17 protein-coding genes and 1 tRNA gene are annotated in these 18,000 nt (G+C 68.2%); 7 read left to right on the top strand and 11 right to left on the bottom strand.

Translation table 11 applies throughout. The annotated features are described in order from the left end of the window. Window positions 1-509: 509 nt before the first annotated feature. Window positions 510-1,661, bottom strand: a complete 1,152-nt coding sequence (locus AB0F56_RS34055) for a hypothetical protein (protein ID WP_362016885.1) — start codon at window positions 1,659-1,661, stop codon at window positions 510-512. Window positions 1,662-2,274: 613 nt separating this feature from the next. Between AB0F56_RS34055 and AB0F56_RS34050 the strand changes: the two genes are divergently transcribed. After that, window positions 2,275-3,090, top strand: coding sequence for a hypothetical protein (locus tag AB0F56_RS34050; RefSeq protein ID WP_362016883.1), 816 nt, complete (start codon window positions 2,275-2,277; stop codon window positions 3,088-3,090). Window positions 3,091-3,353: 263 nt separating this feature from the next. Here AB0F56_RS34050 and AB0F56_RS34045 read toward each other — a convergent pair whose 3' ends face one another. Then, window positions 3,354-3,479 carry a hypothetical protein gene (locus AB0F56_RS34045; protein WP_362016881.1) on the bottom strand — a complete coding sequence of 42 codons (126 nt, stop codon included), beginning with the start codon at window positions 3,477-3,479 and terminating at the stop codon, window positions 3,354-3,356. Between the two features lie 309 nt (window positions 3,480-3,788). Here AB0F56_RS34045 and AB0F56_RS34040 point away from each other — a divergent pair, with 309 nt between their 5' ends. Continuing rightward, a complete protein-coding gene (locus tag AB0F56_RS34040) occupies window positions 3,789-4,655 on the top strand; it encodes a hypothetical protein (RefSeq protein WP_362016879.1) in 867 nt (288 codons plus the stop codon). A gap of 739 nt (window positions 4,656-5,394) precedes the next feature. Further along, a complete protein-coding gene (locus AB0F56_RS34035; protein WP_362016877.1) occupies window positions 5,395-6,381 on the top strand; it encodes a competence protein CoiA family protein in 987 nt (328 codons plus the stop codon). A gap of 76 nt (window positions 6,382-6,457) precedes the next feature. On the opposite strand, the gene AB0F56_RS34030 is transcribed toward AB0F56_RS34035, so the two are convergent. The 5 genes from AB0F56_RS34030 to AB0F56_RS34010 form a co-directional block, all read right to left on the bottom strand. Continuing rightward, window positions 6,458-6,576: transfer RNA gene (locus AB0F56_RS34030), tRNA-OTHER, on the bottom strand. Window positions 6,577-6,772: 196 nt separating this feature from the next. Beyond that, the gene (locus tag AB0F56_RS34025; protein WP_362016875.1) at window positions 6,773-8,068 is read right to left on the bottom strand and encodes an MFS transporter; all 1,296 of its coding nucleotides are present in this window, start codon (window positions 8,066-8,068) and stop codon (window positions 6,773-6,775) included. Further along, window positions 8,068-9,219 (bottom strand): PLP-dependent cysteine synthase family protein, encoded by a 1,152-nt coding sequence (locus AB0F56_RS34020; RefSeq protein WP_362016873.1) that lies wholly within the window; start codon window positions 9,217-9,219, stop codon window positions 8,068-8,070. Before AB0F56_RS34020 ends, AB0F56_RS34025 begins: the two co-directional genes overlap by 1 nt. Before the next feature lie 81 nt (window positions 9,220-9,300). Continuing rightward, complete coding sequence (locus AB0F56_RS34015) at window positions 9,301-9,579, bottom strand: hypothetical protein (protein ID WP_362016871.1); 279 nt, start codon at window positions 9,577-9,579, stop codon at window positions 9,301-9,303. 975 nt (window positions 9,580-10,554) lie between these two features. Next, window positions 10,555-11,475, bottom strand: coding sequence for a hypothetical protein (locus AB0F56_RS34010; RefSeq protein ID WP_362016869.1), 921 nt, complete (start codon window positions 11,473-11,475; stop codon window positions 10,555-10,557). 309 nt (window positions 11,476-11,784) lie between these two features. Here AB0F56_RS34010 and AB0F56_RS34005 point away from each other — a divergent pair, with 309 nt between their 5' ends. Both AB0F56_RS34005 and AB0F56_RS34000 read left to right on the top strand, forming a co-directional pair. Beyond that, the gene (locus AB0F56_RS34005; RefSeq protein ID WP_362016867.1) at window positions 11,785-12,069 is read left to right on the top strand and encodes a hypothetical protein; all 285 of its coding nucleotides are present in this window, start codon (window positions 11,785-11,787) and stop codon (window positions 12,067-12,069) included. A 264-nt stretch (window positions 12,070-12,333) separates the two neighbouring features. Continuing rightward, entirely contained in the window at window positions 12,334-12,837 is a 504-nt protein-coding gene (locus tag AB0F56_RS34000) for a hypothetical protein (RefSeq protein WP_362016865.1), read from the top strand. 528 nt (window positions 12,838-13,365) lie between these two features. Here AB0F56_RS34000 and AB0F56_RS33995 read toward each other — a convergent pair. Then, window positions 13,366-14,073: an AAA family ATPase gene (locus tag AB0F56_RS33995; RefSeq protein ID WP_362016863.1), complete on the bottom strand. Its 708-nt coding sequence runs from the start codon at window positions 14,071-14,073 to the stop codon at window positions 13,366-13,368. A 333-nt stretch (window positions 14,074-14,406) separates the two neighbouring features. Here AB0F56_RS33995 and AB0F56_RS33990 point away from each other — a divergent pair, with 333 nt between their 5' ends. Beyond that, window positions 14,407-14,976: a hypothetical protein gene (locus tag AB0F56_RS33990; RefSeq protein ID WP_362016861.1), complete on the top strand. Its 570-nt coding sequence runs from the start codon at window positions 14,407-14,409 to the stop codon at window positions 14,974-14,976. A 164-nt stretch (window positions 14,977-15,140) separates the two neighbouring features. Continuing rightward, window positions 15,141-15,701, top strand: coding sequence for an SUKH-4 family immunity protein (locus tag AB0F56_RS33985; RefSeq protein ID WP_362016859.1), 561 nt, complete (start codon window positions 15,141-15,143; stop codon window positions 15,699-15,701). A gap of 747 nt (window positions 15,702-16,448) precedes the next feature. On the opposite strand, the gene AB0F56_RS33980 is transcribed toward AB0F56_RS33985, so the two are convergent. The 3 genes from AB0F56_RS33980 to AB0F56_RS33970 form a co-directional block, all read right to left on the bottom strand. Then, window positions 16,449-16,757: a hypothetical protein gene (locus tag AB0F56_RS33980; RefSeq protein ID WP_362016857.1), complete on the bottom strand. Its 309-nt coding sequence runs from the start codon at window positions 16,755-16,757 to the stop codon at window positions 16,449-16,451. Between the two features lie 112 nt (window positions 16,758-16,869). After that, window positions 16,870-17,433, bottom strand: coding sequence for a hypothetical protein (locus AB0F56_RS33975; RefSeq protein ID WP_362016855.1), 564 nt, complete (start codon window positions 17,431-17,433; stop codon window positions 16,870-16,872). A 23-nt stretch (window positions 17,434-17,456) separates the two neighbouring features. Next, window positions 17,457-17,903, bottom strand: a complete 447-nt coding sequence (locus tag AB0F56_RS33970; protein WP_362016853.1) for a hypothetical protein — start codon at window positions 17,901-17,903, stop codon at window positions 17,457-17,459. Window positions 17,904-18,000 lie beyond the last annotated feature (97 nt).

Below are 18,000 nucleotides of genomic sequence, written 5' to 3'. Positions count from 1 at the left end.
GCGCGTCGAGACCGGGCGCGGCGGCGACCACGGCGCGGAAGGCGGTCGACCGTTCATCTATCAGTCGCAACAGGTCAGGGAACTCAAGATTCTTTGCCACGCCGGGTGTCTATCAACGTGCTCCGGTGATCGGACAGCGATTTTCACAGTCGCCGCCGGTTGGCCATTGCAGACATCCTCGCCTCCCACCGCTCGGGTGACAAGGTGTGCACTGCTGCGAGGGCGCCGGCGGTGGCGGTACGCCAGGCGTCGTGCCTGTGGGCGCTCTGGCCTCGCCGTGCGGCCGGGCACCTCGGCGACGTGACCTCCACCCGGTGCGCGCGGTCATGCTGCCGCTCGATGTGAGGGACGCGGAGGTCACGATGGCGGGGGAGGACCGGTCGGGTCAGGAGTTCAGGTGACTCCCGTTCGACCAGCACTCCCCAAGTTCGGAACGACAACAGCCACGGAGATCTCCCTGTCCCATGGCCAGAGCATCCATCGCTCAAGAGCCACCTGCGATACACGGCCTATCGGTCAGGCCTGCGGAAGAGGGCGAGCGACTTCGTGAGGGATTTCAGAGGTGAGGCGCCCGGCTCGGCCCCCGGTGAGGGTGTCCTGGGTGTGTTGTTGCCGCTCGTGGCTTCGGAGAGCGCGGCGTGTGCCGATTCGGCTGCCTCTCGGTACAGGTCGCAGGATGCCGTCATGGCCTTGAGCGCTTCGGCGTACCAGGTGACCATGGCCCGTGCGTGGACGAGTTCCTCGTCGGGGGTGAGCAGGTGCCAGCCTTGGTGCAGTCGTGTCAGCGCTTGTTCGGCGCCGGCCGGCAGCGGTCGTGGCAGCGAGGCGAACTCCACGATCTTTTCCAGGAGTCCGGTCGGCTCGGTACCGTCGAGGAAGACGTTGCCCACCGTGAAGCGTTCCGCTTCGTAGCCGCCGGTCTGCGGTACGGGGGGCAGGACGACGGCCCCGCCGCGCGGTAGCCCCACGCCCAGCTCACGCTTCATCGCGAAGTCGGCGATCAACGCCTGCTCCGGCGTGGCCCGGTGCTCGATCACTTGGTGCTTGAGGCTCGGCGGCAACCATGCAGTGACCGGCCGCCGCCCCAGCGCATCCGGCGTCATCGCCTCGTGCACCACGACATGGATGAACCAGCTCTGCCGGGCGCAGTCCCGCAGCAGGCGCCGCAACTCGCCATCGTCCTTGGGGAGGTAGTTGGTCGATCGCAGACGCCCGCCGGGCACGATGTCGTGATCCCAGGCGACCTGGTCGCTGTCGGGCCAGAACACGGTGGCGGGTGAAGGCCAGCTCGCTTCCCACGCCCGCTCCGCCTCGGCGGCCAGCACCCAGGCGACCTCGCTCTCGTTGCCGCTGCGGCGGGAATCAGACTCGTAGGTCGTCAGTTGAGCGCGCACCGTGACGTCGCCGGAGACGCGCCAGCGTGCTTCGAACACGCGGCGGGCCGAGGGGCCAGGGTCGGCGGACTCGTCCCGCGGGAACATGTCGGTCGAGCGGGCCGACTCGACGGGGTCGAGGTCGAGGAAGTCGTCGATCACCCTGGCCGCCTTGAGAGCGAGCAGATTGCGTCGGACGTCCCGCTCGGCCTCGGGACCGAGGTGACGTCCACGTCCGAGCCACGTGGTAACAGGGACAGTGGTCGATGAAGAGCTGCTCTTGGCCATGGAACCGTCCAGTGGGTGATCGGGGCTCGACCAGTATGGTCTGCGGCCCGAGCTGCAGAGTCCACCAGGCCGCACCGACCCGGCGGGGCACGCTTCCTGGTGTGAGTTCCCACTGAATGTCGGCCAGAGCCCGCTTTGTGCCATGTCTTAGGGCTCCGATAGCGAGTCCCAACCCGCTTCGCGTGCCTCGAGGGAACCTGCACGCTGCCCGGGCGCCGCACACGAGGGCGGCGAGCCCTTGGTACTTGCTGGTATCGACGATCGCACAGCTGGCCGCCTCGTCCTGCGCCTCCCAGGCGACTGTCACAGATTCCTCCTGGGGCAGGGCGTCCCGAGTAGGCGCTCCTCGCCCACGCCTGAGGCGTAACGCCAGCGGTGTGCCCTGCCTATGCCGCCACACCTGAATCAGAAGCTCGCCCCGCGTGGTACCTGGCCGGGGTCTGTCCTTGAGCTGCCAGGCGGCTCATGAACCGTACGCTCGACCCACAGGCGTGGCCGGTAGGCTCGTTCTTCAAGGTCCGACCTGGCAGCTTGCGACGTGCGGCACCGGGTCGCCAACCGCCCCGAGCAAATCCGTTGGCACCCGCAGCCTTCACGTGACAAGACTGCACCGGTGAACAGCCTGCCGCCGTTGCCCGGCCCGCTCCCTCTGCCAGTACAGGACCCGCGTGCCCGCGGCGTCGTTCTCGACTATGCGGGCATGCACACCTTGGTTGGCGACCTGGTTCTGCCCACCGACGCGTCGATGTACGTCATGAGCGCGCTGGAAACGGCCCGCGAACTCATCCGGTACTCCTACTACCGGTACGAGTTCGCCACCGTCGCCGTCACGCATTCCCTGTTCGCCCTGGAGCACGTCCTTGTCGAGCGTCTGGCCATCGACGAACCACTCCAGAAACTCATCGAGCGCGCCACCGACGCAGGGCTCATATCGGTCGAACTCGCCGCCGAACTCGACCGCAGCCGGCTGCTGCGCGACAACCTCACGCAGGGCGCCGTCACAAGTGCCTCCCTCGGCCCGACCGGGGCCATCGACATGGTGCGCGCCGTCTTCGAAGCCGTTTCCCTACTCCTTCGCCCAGCACGTGAGGTAGAAGCGACAGCGGTCGAGGGGAAGGGAGGACAACCTGAAGAGCTGCTCGCCCGGCTCTGGAAGGAACACCGGCGCGCGCTGTACCCCGACAGCTTCCGCGGCGTCGACATCGAGGGCGTGGAGCTGATCCTCCTGGACGCCGACGTCGCCGGCCTCGTCCTGAGAGAGCTGAACGGCGGGCTCGACGACAGCGGCATTGCCATCCTCTGGGCGTGCATCGCCGACCTGGACAAGATCGCGTCCCTGATCAACTCGGAGTACTGCGCCTCCTACTTCGCGAGACTTCGGACGATGGCCCAACTCGCAGCAGCACGTCACATCCCCACCGCGACCTGACCATCGGAGTCGAAAGCGGAATCTCCACGACCTCCTTCGGGGTCTGGCCCTGCCATAATTGACGATGCTCTCGGGGCGTCTGACGGTCTGACGCACGTGCACGAACATGCCGCCGGGTCGGCTCCAGGGTCAGGGACATCATCAAGCCTCTGCGGTTGCTCCCCGCCTTCTCGGGAGCCGCCTCGCGGCGCATCACGGTGTGACGATCTGGATCATGCGGAAAGGGCCCGGCCGATGACCGGGCCCATTCGTCTGCCTATCGGCTACTTGCCCCACCGCCACTTCTGCAGGGCGGTGACCAGGAGCGGGGTGAGGGCGGCGACGGTATCCACCAACTGCAAGGTCAGGCTGATGACAGGGATCCAGACAAGGTCGTCGAGAGGGGGCATCGGATCTCCTCGATGTTCGGTTGCCCTCCATCAAGGCCGACCGGTTGTCCGACCGAAACCAGGATCGGAGTCCGGGTCAGAGTGGTTTCCGTGAGGCTGTCCGGGTGTCCGGGTATCCGGATGTCTGGGTGTCCGGGTATCCGGGATGTCTGGGGGTCCGGGGGTCCGGTGGTCCGGTGTGTCCGGGTGTCCGGGTGCGTCCGGGGTTGGGCAAAAGTGGTGCCGGACACAGCGACGCCTTCCTAGGGTCTGAGGGAGGGATCGGCTCCTGATCCGCTCCCTGACACACATCCAGGAAGAGGTTTCAGGATGACCCCGGACGAGCGAATCACCGAACTTGCCCGAGTGGAGACCATCGAGCAGTTCGTGAAAGTACTGAAGGCCTTGCATCAGTCCGCCGGCAACCCGTCCTTGCGCGATATGCAGAGCTGGGCGAAGTGGAACAGCGCGGGCCTGCCCCGCTCCAGCGTCAATGACGTCCTCAGCGGCAAGCGGCCCCCGCGCGGCGACCTGTTGAATGACGTGCTCCGCTACTACTGCACACGACCGGGGACCGGAGTGAGCCAGGACGAGGTCGCGGCCTGGCATGCCGCCCTCGCACGTCTGCCGAGGCCCACCCGAGCGGGGCACGAGCAGGGGCCCGTTGCGGCGGAGCGGTTCTTCACCGAGATGGATGACGTCGGGGAAGTCGCTCGCCTGATCAGCGAGGCGGAGACCGAGGTCTGGCTCCTGGGCACGACGCTGGGTATGCACATTCCCTACCTGAAGGAAGAGATCAAGCTCTCGGTAGAGAATGGAGTCCGGTTCAAGGTCCTGCTCATCGAACGCGACAGTGCCGCAATGACGATGGCACATCTCCGCGCCGGACCCCGTGCGGACCTCGAGGAAATGCGCGAGGGTCTGGACACCAACATCGCGGCGCTGTCTCGCATCGCGCACCAGGTACCCGGACAGGTCGAAGTCAGGGTCATCGACTATCTCGCTCCGTACACCCTGTACGCCTATGACCCCGACGGGAGGAGCGGGCGCATGGACCTGCGGCTCGGGTCTTTCCACGGCAAGCACACCCTGCGCCCGACCTTCACCGTCGAAGCCGACCGTGACGCCGACTGGTTCGTCTACTTCTACAAGCAGTTCACCAGCACCTGGAGCGTGGCTCGCCAAGTGGTTCCGTAACTCGCGACCCACACGCCGGACGGCCCGCCGACCCGCGGCGCCAGGCCGGTCACCACTGTCGCCGATGCCCCCGCCGGACCAGCCCACCCACCGGCCGGGACGCGGCCGCCCCTTGCACAGACGCCGTTGAACCGGGGCGCGGAGCACCTGCAGCCCGTACCCCGCCCCGGCGGTCGGGCAGTTCTCGGGAGCTCTCGCCCGCCCCGCCGCACAGCGATGACTGCGGGAACCGTCAGGAGGCTCCAGGGTTTCCCAGCGCCGGTTCGGAGGCGCCGAGGCGGGGGTTCCTCGTTGGCAGCCCCGGTCTACGAGGCGCAGCCACAGGTCTGCGAACGGGACGGACCGATCTCACCCAGCCGGACTCGTGACATGGCAGCGAGCGGCCGCCGTCGGACAGGAGCACCTCACCGGCGTTCGGCGGTGGCGGCAGCTTGTCATCACACGCTGCGCCCTCAGTCCGAGCCGCGCGGCCTGAAGATCCCTTCCGCTCGCCGGCCATGCTGCCGTATCGTCCAAGACATGGACTTGCCGATCATGTTCGAGCACCGAACATTCGGTGCTCGGCACTCCGCGCACATGGCCCTGGAGGCGCACGCCCGCGGCCATCAGCGCGGTCTTGTCTCGGCGGCATCGACGACAGCCTGGTCGTGGCACTCATGAAGTAGCGGCTCGATACGGGGGACCAGGGCCGCCCCGGCTGCGGCCGTCGGGGCGGCCTCGCCATGCAGGGGAGGGCACGGTGCAGGACGACTTACTTGTGGTCGGCTTCGATCTGGAGACCCGGCGAGAGGTGCACATCGCCGAGGGGCCGCCTGAGCTGTGGAAGCGGCTCGGGTACGGCGGCACGGGCCAGCTGGTGTGCTTCTACTGCTTCCACGGGTTCGAGGTCCCGGTAGGCACCAGGGTGCCGCTGGTGACGCGCGGGCGGCTGGGCGGGAAGGTCCGCCGGCACTTCGCGCACCCGCCTGGCCAGGCTCCCGAGGGCGGCCACGGCCCGGAGACCGTCTGGCATATCACGACCAAGCACACGCTGGCGGCGTGGGCACGGTCGAGGCCTGGGGTTGCCCGGGTACGGCTGGAGCAGTGGACGCCGGACCGTGACCGGCGGGCCGACGTCGAGGTGTTGCTGGAGGACGGTACGAAGATCGCGCTGGAGGCGCAGCGCAAGCTGATGACCGATGACGGCTGGAGGCAGCGTCACCGCGACTACGTCCGCCAGGGCGTGGTCGACGTCTGGTTCTGGCGGCCTCGGGTGCACTTTCCACACATCGTGCTCGACGAGGGCCTACCGGTGTGGTTCTACTCCGTCTCCCAGAGCCAGGCGGCGACATCGCTGGGCCGCCCGCACCGGCAGGTGGGTGAGTGGTGGAAGGCGCCTGACCTGTCGATGTACGGGCTCCACCATCCGCCGTGCGCGCTGGACGAGCTGGAAAAGGTGACGATGCCGCTCGACTCCCTCGGCCTGGCGGCGCACGGTGCGGTGCTGCCGGAGGACGTGCACAAGCGGATTCTCGACTCTCAGAATGAGGCGCAAAGGGAAGCACAGGAACGCCGGGACGCAGTGGTCCGGCACGCTCAGGCCGTCCGCGCGGCCCATGAGCGGGCGTCCCGGGCGCCTGCCCCCGTGCCCCCGCCCCGGGTCTCTGCGGGCACCCTCGTGTGCGAGGCGTGCCGCAGGCCGCTCGACCCGCTCCTGGCGAAGGCCCGCCGCCACATCCTGTGCTGACACACCATTAGGCGGGCGGGCCGAGCAGGCACGATGCACGGCTCGAGAGGTGCGGACCGCATGGTGCGTTCGGCTGCGGCGCCGGCGGGATTCGAACCCGCGGACGAGGAGGGGCATGCCCGCCCGATCCCCATCAGTCGGCGTGAGTGGGGCATCGCTCACGCCGATCGCATTGGGCCGCTCTGCCACGGCTCCGCAACCTGCGGGTACTGCGCTGTCCCGCTCCGCTCAGAGTAGAGACAGCCTGTCCCGCAAGACGAGCGCTTAGGAGTCGCACGGTGGTGCGCGCCTTCCGCGCCGGGACGGTCGTCGAGGTTCGCTTCCGAATGTGTGTACGGCGGTACGGAGGCGGGCGCTTCGTGGGCGCCCGCCCCCCGCCGCGGGTGTCAGGTCAGACGGTCAGAGGCTCCGGGCGAGCCACTGACGGGGGCTCGGCCAGTCGGCCGGTGCGGTGCAGCCCGTACAGGGCGGCGGTGCACACCAGGCCGAGCGCGGTGAGCGCCAGCCAGGGGAGCGCGGACAGGCCGGCCTTCCGGGCGGCGTCGAGAGCCGCTCCGGTCAGCAGGTTGCCCAGCGTGATGCCGACTCCGCAGATGGTGTTGTAGAGGCCGTAGTGCGTGGCCACGAGGCGGTCGCCCGAGAGTCGGACGATCGTGTCCATCTCGAAGGGGTACGCGATCATCGTGCCCATGGCCAGGAGCAGCGCCGCGAGCGTCGGCGGTACGGAGGCCAGCAGCCACAGGCCGATGCCTTCGCCCGGTACGGGAACCGCGGAGGCGACGAGCAGGGGCACGAACCCTACGCCCATCGTGAGCAGACCCCAGGTGAGAGCCCGCCCTGGCTCCATGCGGGCCTTGCACCAGGCGGTCACCCTCGTCTGAAGGAGGATCGTACTCAGCCCGGACACGGCGAAGAGGACGGCCACCGCCGCAGTGCCGAACGTACCCTCGCCGCCGAGACGTCGGACCTCCAGGGGAAGCGCCAGGTAGACCTGGAAGGACATGACGTACGAGCCGATCATGGCCGTGGAGAAGAGGAGGAACGGGCGGTTGGCGAGAATGCCGCGCCACTCGGCCAGCACGCTAGGTCCCTCCCTCCCTTTCGTCTCCTTGGCCCGGCGCGCCGGGAGGGCGCGGATCTGCACCACGCTCAGGACGGCGAAGATGCCCGCCGCGACCAGGCACGTGACGCGGAAGTCGACCCCGGTCAGCACCATGCCCACCAGGGGCCCGAGCAGGATGCCGGCCTGGTAGAAGACGTTGAACAGGGCGAACGCCTCCACTCTGCGCTCACCCGAATCCGCGGCGAGGTAGGCGCGGGTGGCCGGGTTGAACAGGGCGCCGGCCAGGCCGGTCGCAGCTGAGGCGGCGATCAGCGCGGGCACGGAGTCCACCAGTCCCAGGGTCGCGAAGCCGGCGGTGCGCAGGGCGAGACCGGCGATGATCATCGGCTTGTAGCCGAGCCGGTCCGCGAGCGTGCCGCCGACCAGGAACATGCCCTGCTGGCTGAAGTTGCGTACACCGAGGATGAGCCCGACCAGCCAGCCGGCCAGCCCGAGGGGGCCCGCGAGGTGGGCGGCGAGATACGGCATCAGCATGTAGAAGCCGAGGTTGATGGTGAACTGATTCACCATCAGCAGACGCACACTGCGTTCGTACGAACGGAAATCGGAGAGAGTGCCCTTCATCAGGCCCGCACCTTCGCGGTGTCCGTGGGCTCGGAGTCGGCGGCGTCGTCGGCGGCCGGGTGCTCAGCGGTGAGGGTGAGGGGGTCGACGACGGTGGTGCATCGGGTCCAGCGGGTGACCTCCTTCTCGTCCAGGCTGCCGATGACATCGGGCTCGGGTGCGGGCGGGCCGTCGAGGAGGCCGTGGGCGGCGCAGTAGTCGTCGTCGTACACCGTGCTGAGGTAGCGCTGCGGTCCGTCGGGGAAGATCGCGGCGATCCGGGTCTCCTTGGGCAGAGCGCGGGAGAGCCAGCCCGCGACCAGGGCGACGGCGCCGACGCTCCAACCGCCGGTCGCGTAGTGGGAGGTGGCGAGCTGGCGGCAGCTCCACACCGCCTCACTCGGGGCCACCCAGTGCACCTCGCTGAACTGGTCGTACGCGACGTTGCGCGGGTAGATGCTCGAACCGAGGCCGCGCATCAGCCGGGTACGAGCGGGCTGGCCGAAGATCGTGGAGCCGATGGTGTCGACACCGACCAGGGTCAGGTCCGGGTAGAGCTGACGCAGGACGCGGGAGACTCCGGCCGAGTGCCCGCCGGTCCCCACGCTGCACACCAGGACGTCGATGTGGCCGAGTTCGGTGGCGAGTTCGAGGGCGAGCGGGGTGTACGCGGTGGTGTTGTCCGGGTTGTTGTACTGGTCCGGGCACCAGGAGTCGGGGTGCCGTGCGAGGAGTTGGGCGACCCGGTCCCGGCGGGCCTGCTGCCAGCCGCCGGTGGGGTGCGGCTCGGAGACCACGTTGACCTGGGCTCCGTACGCGGTCAGCAGTCGCGTCATGGACATCTCCAGGCCCGGGTCGGTGACCAGGGTGACGGGGTGTCCGTAGACCATGCCGGCGAGGGCTAGGCCGAGTCCGAGCGTACCGCTGGTGGACTCGATGATCCGTGCGCCGGGGCGCAGGTCGCCACGGGCGCGGGCCCGTTCGACCATGTGGAGGCCCGGGCGGTCCTTGATGCCGCCGGGGTTGAAGCCCTCCAGCTTGGCCCAGAAGCCGCGGCCAGCCGGGGCGAGCGGCTCCGAGACGTGGAGGAGAGGAGTGTTGCCGACCAGCCCGGACAGCCCGGACAGGGCGGAGCGGGTGGGGGGTGTGACGTCGGTGGTCGAGGAGTGCATGTTCCGCTCTCATGTCAGTGGTGCGCGTCGAGTACTCGTTCGCGAGACGGCCGCGTCGTTCACGGCCGGGATTCGAACGGTCTAGATGCGCCACATGCAGAAGCGGATCTGCGTCGAGCGCCCTGGTCGGGCCGCCGGCGCTAGGTCGCCGGGCGGGTTCCGGCCCTGGGTGGCCGGCGCGATCGCGGTCTCGCCGAAGGGCGCGGGGAGCGCGATGGCAGCGGGCACGTGCCGCGTCCCGAGGTGGGTCAGGGACGAGACGCCCGGCGAAGAACAATCGGCGCCGTGGTTGTGGTGCCGGTGCTGCGGGGGCCGGTGTTCCGCCTGCTCGGCATCGTGGCTGAGGGTCATGGTGGCCACGGCACCACCACTGGCTACGGAGTGGTGGTGCCCGGCTTCCCCGAGAGGCGTGAAGCAGAGGAATGCCGACAGCAGTAGAGCGCCGATCACAGTGGCGAGCAACTGCGTATGGGGATGGCGAGGCACAGTTCCTCCGGGTGGGGCCGTACCGTCTCGGTCTCCATGTCGGTGGAGGGAGCGGTACCCGCGAGAGTCAGGGCATGGGATCGAACGCGCCGCTCGGCTCGCCGCCCGGGGGCGCGTTCGCGCGGGGCAGCGGGGAGTGGGCGGCGGGGCGTTCTACACCTGAAGGATGGTCGAGGCTCTCGGGGCGGTCGACGGCGCTGTGCGCGCCTCGACCGCATGGGTGTCGATCCGGATGGCGGGCGCGGCAAGGCAAGGCGCATCGGACTGTCGCGAGGAGCACGGCGTATGGGGTGCCAGTGTTCCCGCCGGTGGCCTTGGCGTGCATTCGTGTGCCGGCTGCGCCGGACAATGGTGACCGGAATTTCCCTCAACGCTGTGGGAAGCGCTGGTCGTCGCGTGCGACGCGACAACCGCGGCTCCGTCCACGTCCACTCCGTGCCCGACCATCAGGCCGAACAGCAGCGCGGCCAGGCCGAGTAGACGCCACAACCCCGCTGACGAGCGGTGGTGCGGCGCACTCGAGCGCGACCGGGCTGTAATCACGCCGTGATCTTAACCATCTCTTCGGAGCGGTTCGGGATCCCATCCGAAACATGGCGTGAACAATTCGTGTAGACGCCCGTTCGATTGTCTGATGTGGAGGGGTCGGACAAGCTCTCCACTAAGCACCTAGGAATAAAATCTATGCTTCAACAATGCCCCCGTGGCGAGCTCCTCCAGCGCCTTCATCGCGCCCTCCGAGCTGGACTGGACGCTCTGGGGCTGGACTCGACGCTCTGTGGAACGAGCTCAACGCAACCCCGCTCGACAATGGCGGTTGCCGGGCGTCCGGTTCGGTTCGGTGCGGCGTCAGGAACGGAAGGGGTTGCGCAGGTAGGTCAGGTCCAGCGCGCCGGTGTTGTCGAAGTACGTGGAGACCAGCAGTGCGGGATCGGTGACGATCACCCCCGCCTGGAGCGCGCTGCCGTCGTTTCCGTCGTCCCAGGCCCACGGCGCGTGTGCCGCGTTGTCCTTGCCGTTGTCGCCGCGGAACGTGCCCCAGGAGGCATAGGTCTCGGCGTTGCCGCGCCGTTCCCACAGGCTCCCGGCGCCGGTCAGGTCGACGAGCCCGTAGGTCGCGGCGCGGTCGTTGCCGCCGGCCGGTACGGAGCCCTCTCCGCGGCTCGGACGGTAGACGATGCCGTCACCGCCGGGGAACTCCGCCCCGTCCCAGGCGTAGGCGCCGTGGCCGCGAGCCTCCTGGAAGCTCGTCGGGTGGTCGGCGCCGTCGAAGCCCTGCATGACCAGGGAGGCATCGATGTTCTCCTGCCCGTCGGTGAAGGGGCTGCCGGGCGGCGTATACGAGTAGAAGTTGTCGTGGGCGAGCGTGACGACGGCCTCCAGCCTGCCGTACGCGCTGCCATCCTTGCGTACGACCTCCACCTGCCCCTCCATGTCATTCTCGTGCGAGAACAAGTTGAGTGGGGAGTCCTTCCAGTCCCGGGGGTGGAAGAAGGCGTACGTCAGATACCAGTGGGTGCTGGTCTCGGCGACCGAGTAGTAGACCGTTCCCTTCAACCCGGCGGCATGGGCCCCGAGGTTGTCCCAGTTGTCGAGCGTGTTCCAGTTGCCGTCGAAGTCGACGGGGGCGAGATAGTCCGCCCGGTAGTTGGACGACGAGCTGTCCTGGTAGTGGATGGGGGCCCAGCGGTACGCGAGTTCGTGATCGCCGGGCGCCGCCTGGGCAGGTGTCGGCGCGAGGAACAGAGCGGCGAGAGCGGCAGCGGACACAGTCGTGAGAACGGTTCTCCAGCGTGGCATGGACCCCTCCAGGATTCGGGAACGTCCTTATCCTGAATGCCGGTTCGCCGCAGTGACGGACAGTCCGGCGACTGTTCACCCACGCCCCACCGGCCACGGCACAACTCACCGCCGTCCGTTTACCTGGTGCCATCCCAGCGACCTCCGCGCCTGCGTGAGCGTGGCCTGTTGACTCCTGATTGACGCCGGGGACGGCCACCGGTGGGCCGCAAGAGCTCGTCAGGACGGGCGGTCGTTACGATGACTGGTGACAGGCGTGACGGTGGCAGGGGTCGGGTCGTGAGTTTCTTCAGTGGAGTCGAGGACCTCGAACTCTTCCTTACGCGCAGCCGTGTGTTGACGGTTGCGTCGGTACCGGTCTGTGTGGGCGCGATGGTCTTCTTCCTCAGTGAGGAAGGCTGGCACTTCAGCCTGCTTCTGTGCGGTGTGCTTCCGTTGATCGCGGCCTACCTGGGGATTCGTGGTAAGCGCGAGATCCGCGGAGGGCTGGCCGCGGCGGGGGTCGCGGTCGCCGCGGTCACACTTCCGTTGGCCCTCGCCCTGGCACGACTCGAAGGGGCGTAGGGGCTGCTCCGGCCGCCCCGGCAACTGAAGTGGGGCGCTCCTCGGTGGACCGCGGCGGCTGGTTGTCCGCATCCGCGCGTCGATCTGCTGCTCCGCATCGACGAACACGGCTGCATGGACCTGACCGCCGGGGCGGCCGAACTCCTCTTCCAGTCCCAGGTCCTGCCCGAACGCGGAGGACGCTCCGCGAGAATGGCTCTGACCGCGCTTGCGTGAGTTGTTGACCTCGTCGGTCGTGGGTGGCTGGTGCGGCATCCTGGTGCGATGGATGATGTCGAGGCGACATGGCAGTCGTGGCTGTCCGGACTTGCTCCCTCAAAGCGGGCCGCAGCGGAGTCGCTTCGGACGCGATTCGAGGCTCTCGGTGCTGCTGACGCTCCGGATTGGGCCAGGTCGGAGATCGATGACAACCAGCCGCAGCTGGCACGCTTCGTGCTGCTCCGTTCCCTGTGGCGTGGTGCGATCGACGGCTGGGCAGGCCCCGGAGCTCTGGAACAAGTGGCGGCGGCTCGGCGCCTGCTGGATGCAGGTGCGGACAAGGACGACCTGGTGCTCCTGGCTCGGGCCGTTGCCTACGAAGCCGTCTTCGCTGTGGTCGACGAGCTCGATTGCGGCGGGGACGTGAACGTGTCCAGTACTGATGTCGGCTGGGCGGTCGTGGAGTCCGGTGAGGACGGCTCTCCCACCGGTCGCCTCCTCTCGGGCCTTCACGAGGACCTGCTGACGATGGACCCCAGTGGACGCGACGGCGCGGACCTGTGGCAGTAGGTCACATGTCTGGCCGGGCGCTCGGTGTGCTGCGGAGTCGGCGGGCGAAGTGGGTCGGGGTGGTCCCCAACCCGGGGAGACCGCAAGGGAACCTGTCCGCCGAACGGGACAGCCTCCGGGGTCGCCGTGGTGGAGGGTGCGAGGGTGTTGTTCCGGGTGGGGGCTGAACCGTTGTCTGGACGGTTGCTTCCGGCGGGGGACCGGAGGTGCACCCGGGAGTGTGAACCCCGGCTTTGGTGATCTTTCATTTTCCCAGGTCAGAGGCCAACCTGCGGGAGGTCCGTCCCGCGCTCGCCCCCAAGGTCTGCCATGGCCGGTCCGGGCAGGCCTGGCCCCCGGGCTCCGGACCACCGCCGTCAACCTGGGCCCTGCGATGCTTCCCGGCCTGCTCGGCATTCTGACCGCCGCGGCCCTCGTCGGTGCGGAAACGGGACGAATCACCCCGCCGGCTTTGCCGCCCCGCGCTCATCCTCGCCGTCGGCCCCGTCCTCGCGCTCGGCTGCTGGCGGTTCCAGCGTGTCGGCATGCTCAGTCGAGGACGTGCCGGAGGTAGGACCGCGGGTCGGCGAGGTAGCGCCGCCAGTGGTCGACCAGCGCGAGTTCGTCCCAGGTGGTCCGGCGGAGCCCGTGGTCGCCGACCTCGATGATGTCCGCTCCGGGCAGCGCGGTCAGCAGGGGTGAGTGGGTGGCGCAGATCACTTGGCCTCCGTTCTTCACCAGCTGGTCGATGTGTCCGAGCAGCTCCAGGCAGGACGTGAACGACAGGGCTGCCTCGGGCTCGTCCATCACGTAGAGCCCGGCCTGGAGGAACTTGCCCCGGAAGGCGGCGAGGAAGCCTTCCCCGTGGCTGACCGAGTCCGGGGAGAACCCTTCCCGGTCCAGCGCGTCCAGGGCGGTCTCGGCGCGCAGGAAGAACCCCTTCCGGGCGGCCCAGCTGCCCAGCATGGCCCGGCCGCGCGGCGCCGCGTCGAAGCGGATCCTCTCACCCAGCGACGATTTGGGACGGTGGCTGGCATAGCGCCAGTCGTGCGAGCCTCCCCAGGAGTCCAGGCCGAAGCCCTCGGCAAGTGCCTCGACCAGAGTCGACTTACCCGAGCCGTTCTCCCCGACGAGGAACGTCACCGGAGCGGTGAAGCGCACTCCGTCGGCCATGAGATCGCGCACACACGGGACGGACCACGGCCACTCGGCGTCGTCGCGCGAGCCCACATGCGCGTATGCACGTTCGACAATCATGTCGGCGAGTCTTTCACGGGGCATCTCGACCATCCCCGCAAGCAACCGGGAACGCCTCCCCCTGGAACCGTGCCCGCTGCTCGGCCGCCTGACGCTCGTGTTCCTCCTCCCACCACCGACGTACCTACTCGGCCCAGCGCACCGCCGAGCCGTCGAACCAGGGCGAGCTGGACGCTGTGGGTAGCCCAGCGCCCGGAGCAGCCCACCTGGTGGGGTGACGTCTTCCTCGGCACCGTCACTGCAGGTCACTTGCATGTGGCTCCGGTCCTGACAGTGCGAGACGGGTCGGCACCCGCTCGGGCCGGTCGGCGAGTGCCGTCTTATGGTTCCGGGATGAGTAACTCTGCCGCGGCTGCAGTCCTCACGACCACTGACCTCACTGAAGCGATACGTGCGGTGCGGACCTTGCTGCGCATGGCAGGCATCGATCAGGGAGAAGTCGACTTCGAAGCCGTGATCAGGTCGCCGGATGTCCTGGCCCGAGTACGTCACGTACTGCCCGACCTCGAATGGCAGGCTTCGGCCGGCAAGGAGCACGGTTCGTCGGAGGCCGGCGACAACCCTGCAGACTGCCTGCCGATCCGAGTGTTCGACTGGTGTCGTCCGCTGGACCGAGCCGAGCCCCTCATCGCCGCTCTGGGGCCGGATCCCGCAGCTGTTCGGTGGGACTTGAACGCATGGCCTGCGGTTCCCGAAGCGGGGCTGGAGGAGATTTCGCAGAAGTACGCGTACCTCACGCTGACAGTGAATTCCCGCGACCTCTACCAGGACGAGCCGTCGCAGGATCACACCATCCACGTGCACGTCCAGAACCGGAACGGCGACCAGCTCGCCCGCGTCCATTGGCTCGCCGATCAGGTGGGTGGCCGATTCACAGGCAGGGTGGAGTTGGCGTCTTTGTAAGTCGTCAGCAAACAGCAAGACCGCCTTCTCCATCTGCCTCGGTCACATGATCGCCCGGACCTGTCCGGACAGGTCTTATGGGCTGTCCCGCAAGCGCGGTCGTGCCCTGACGTGAGACTGGCTCGATAGGGGCAGGACCACAGCCGACGGAAGAAGATCGTTCGATGGCTACGTACGACCAGCTCACCGAGTGGGCCGGTCTGGGGCATGTCAGGCGAGCCGGACGGGACATTGTGGCCGGCTGGCGGATCCCAGGCTTCATGAAGGCCCAGCTCGTCGAGGTGGGCATCCCTGTGACTCCGCGCCTCATCGAACGAGTCGTGATGCAGAGCGAGGCTGATCCAGTCCTGCTCACGTCCCGAGGCCCGCTGTACCGTCTCACCGACCATGCGGATCCCGATGATCAGGCCGAGCGGTCATCGTTCGGCGTCGAACCGGAGACCGGGGCGGTCCATTTCGTCATGCCGGATCGGGAGGCGTGGTTCGCCAACTCGGGTGTCGGGGTGTGGCTCAACGTCCTTCACTGTTACGGCAGTCGCGTCAGGACCTCGGAGTTTCTCAGCGAGCCGGACGGCCCTGTAGAGGATCCTTCTGAAGCTGAGGAGGAGCGGGCCTTCGCCGAGTTGAACCGGCTGGCCGATGACCTGAAGGAGATCGACCTGGCGGCCTTCAAGGGCTACCAGGGGTTTCTCTGGCCAGGGCACCTGGACCGCTGGCTCTACTGACCTCGGCCGGCAGATCCAGGGCCGTAGGTCTGGACCGTGCAGAAATGCCAGGCTCACGCCACGGCGAGTACGTCTTGCCGCCACCGAGGTGGTCGGGCTGGGTGCGAGGGTTGTCCGCAGCCCGCCCGCCCGGCCGCGGGTCGGTTGCCAGAATGCCGGGTGTTCGTCTCCTGTTGCGTGGGTGAGCCTGCCCCCTGGAGATTCGCCTTGCCCACACCTTCAGCAACCGTTGACGCCAACGGTGAGAGGGTGCACAGGCCGAGGCCTTTTCTCGGGGTACCCACCCGGAGTGGTAGCCCCCAGGGCGGTACGGCTGGTTGCGTAGATGAAACCAGGAACGGCTGTCGGCGAGTTCCGGCACGTGCGAATGCAGGCCGCCCGGTGGATGCTGCAAGACGAGGAGATACGCGTTGTCTCCTCGCGTCGGTGCGGGCGAAGATCAGGCCGGTTCCAGCAGGACGGCCGGGAGCGTCCCGCTTACGACCGGACCTTGTGGCAACGCGAGCCCGAAGAACTCCTCGACCACGCCCAGCGTGGCGCCGTGAACCTCTCGTTGGTCCCGCTCCGGGGCCGGGAGGCCGGCGTCCGTCAGCCGCTCCTGCAGTCGGGCTGCTGTTGTGGGGTCGCCTTCGATCCCTTGGTAGCCCCACGAGGTGTCCAGGTGCAGGTTGCAGCCGCTCAGGAGCCGGCCGTCGTGGAAGTACTCGAACTGGGGCGGGACCGGCTTGCCGTTCTCCTCCTCGTACTTCAGGAGGCAGAGGTGCGCGTCGCCGTGCGAGGCCGGTGCCAGTGGGCCGAACTCGCCCTGCCAGCCTCCGTACGCGACCGCGTACGTCCAGTGCCCCGCGTGGCCAGGCGCAGGCCGATGCCGTCGAGGGCGTCGCCGTAGTTGTCGTCCATGAGTTCCAGCAGAGAGGGGCCGGTGTGCTCCCCGACCGGGACGACGGTGTGCTCCGTGTCGTACAGCAGCGTCGCTGCGAGGCGCTCGGCGAGCTCCTGTGGGGAGAGCAGGGCAGTGGCCGTAGGCGGCGGTCTCCTCCCCGGCAGGCTCCCCACGAAGCGTTCGCGTCGCCATCCGCACGCGGCGACGCGAACACCATGTCCGTGACCCACACCGCCCCATGTGGGGCGGGGGCGTGATCGTGGACATACGGAGCGGCACACGGGCTCAGGGCTGCTTCGGGACGTCCTTCACCGAAGTCGGGCCCAGCTGTGTGGCGCTGGCGTACTCCGGCATCGTCATGGGCTGGTCGAAGAGGAAGAAGGATTGGTTGGTGCCCACGGTGAATTCCATGTAGGCGCCGGTGGTGGCGTCGAATCCGTAGTAGGCGTTGCAGGTGGAGCCGGTCGAGTACGTGCCGTCCATTCCGGGCTGCGGCAGGACCGCTTTGCCGTCGGAGGTGTCCTCGAGTCTCTCCGTCGGTGTGAGCATCTTGCAGCGGGGGACCGGGAGGCCCTTCATGACGAAGTACCCGTACTCGCCCTTGGCGTTCTGGATGTACACGTAACTGAGCTTTCCGCGCTTGCCCCAGGTCTCGACCCACTGGTTGATCGCCTCGCGGGTGGGGGAGTACTCCATGCGGCCTGCCGGCTGCTGCGCCACGAGCTGGTCGTAGTTGTCCTGTTTGGCCTTGGTCTCCTTGTCCTGGCTGGAGGCGGTGCAGGCAGTGAGTCCGGTGCCGAGGGCGAGCGCCGAGAAGGCGGCCACGACGACGCGTGTGATCGTGTGCATGGTCGGTTGTCTCCTTCCCGGTGTCAGTCGGTGCAGGTCGTTTTCTCGGCGTCTGCGTCGAGCCGGTGCGGCAGGCCCTTGTCGAGGAACGGCGTTCGGTGTTCCTGGGCGGCCTTGGAGTTGTACTCGTTGACCGACTCGATCCGGCTGGCCCGCAGCGCGGTGATCGACTGGTCGATCTGGCTCTTGCGCGCGGGCGTGGCCGCCCCGCGTTCCTGCTGGAGCACCCGGATCGTTCCCTCGGCGTTCTGTACGGCCTCGCACAGGCCGAAGAACTCCTCGTAGGTGGTCAGCCGGAACGTGCCCGACCCGACGGTGTTCTCCCGCTCTTCCACCTCGCCCCGGAACGGCGCGGTGATCCAGCCCGCGCCACCGAAGACGAACACACCGATCACGTAGACGACCGCCAGACCGACGATCCCGCCGACGGCCCACACACCGAAGCGCGCGCCCTCTCGCAGATCCCCCATGACATTCCCCCTCTTCTCCGGCCGACTGCCGCAGACGTGGAACCATCACTCGGTAACTCGCGTACTGTGAAGGATTGTTGAACGATTCCCTCATGTG

The organism is Streptomyces sp. NPDC026092 (assembly GCF_040638605.1).
GTDB lineage: Bacteria > Actinomycetota > Actinomycetes > Streptomycetales > Streptomycetaceae > Streptomyces.
This window is presented reverse-complemented; position numbering and strand designations above follow the sequence as displayed.

What these genes read in the sequence shown, in the direction of transcription:
- AB0F56_RS33970 (WP_362016853.1), bottom strand. Translation starts at nt 17,903, where the DNA reads ATGGGGGATCTGCGAGAGGGCGCGCGCTTCGGTGTGTGGGCCGTCGGC.
- AB0F56_RS33995 (WP_362016863.1), bottom strand. Translation starts at nt 14,073, where the DNA reads ATGATTGTCGAACGTGCATACGCGCATGTGGGCTCGCGCGACGACGCC.
- AB0F56_RS34020 (WP_362016873.1), bottom strand. Translation starts at nt 9,219, where the DNA reads ATGCACTCCTCGACCACCGACGTCACACCCCCCACCCGCTCCGCCCTG.
- AB0F56_RS34000 (WP_362016865.1), top strand. Translation starts at nt 12,334, where the DNA reads ATGGATGATGTCGAGGCGACATGGCAGTCGTGGCTGTCCGGACTTGCT.
- AB0F56_RS34055 (WP_362016885.1), bottom strand. Translation starts at nt 1,661, where the DNA reads ATGGCCAAGAGCAGCTCTTCATCGACCACTGTCCCTGTTACCACGTGG.
- AB0F56_RS33990 (WP_362016861.1), top strand. Translation starts at nt 14,407, where the DNA reads ATGAGTAACTCTGCCGCGGCTGCAGTCCTCACGACCACTGACCTCACT.
- AB0F56_RS34025 (WP_362016875.1), bottom strand. Translation starts at nt 8,068, where the DNA reads ATGAAGGGCACTCTCTCCGATTTCCGTTCGTACGAACGCAGTGTGCGT.
- AB0F56_RS33975 (WP_362016855.1), bottom strand. Translation starts at nt 17,433, where the DNA reads ATGCACACGATCACACGCGTCGTCGTGGCCGCCTTCTCGGCGCTCGCC.
- AB0F56_RS34040 (WP_362016879.1), top strand. Translation starts at nt 3,789, where the DNA reads ATGACCCCGGACGAGCGAATCACCGAACTTGCCCGAGTGGAGACCATC.
- AB0F56_RS34045 (WP_362016881.1), bottom strand. Translation starts at nt 3,479, where the DNA reads ATGCCCCCTCTCGACGACCTTGTCTGGATCCCTGTCATCAGCCTGACC.
- AB0F56_RS33985 (WP_362016859.1), top strand. Translation starts at nt 15,141, where the DNA reads ATGGCTACGTACGACCAGCTCACCGAGTGGGCCGGTCTGGGGCATGTC.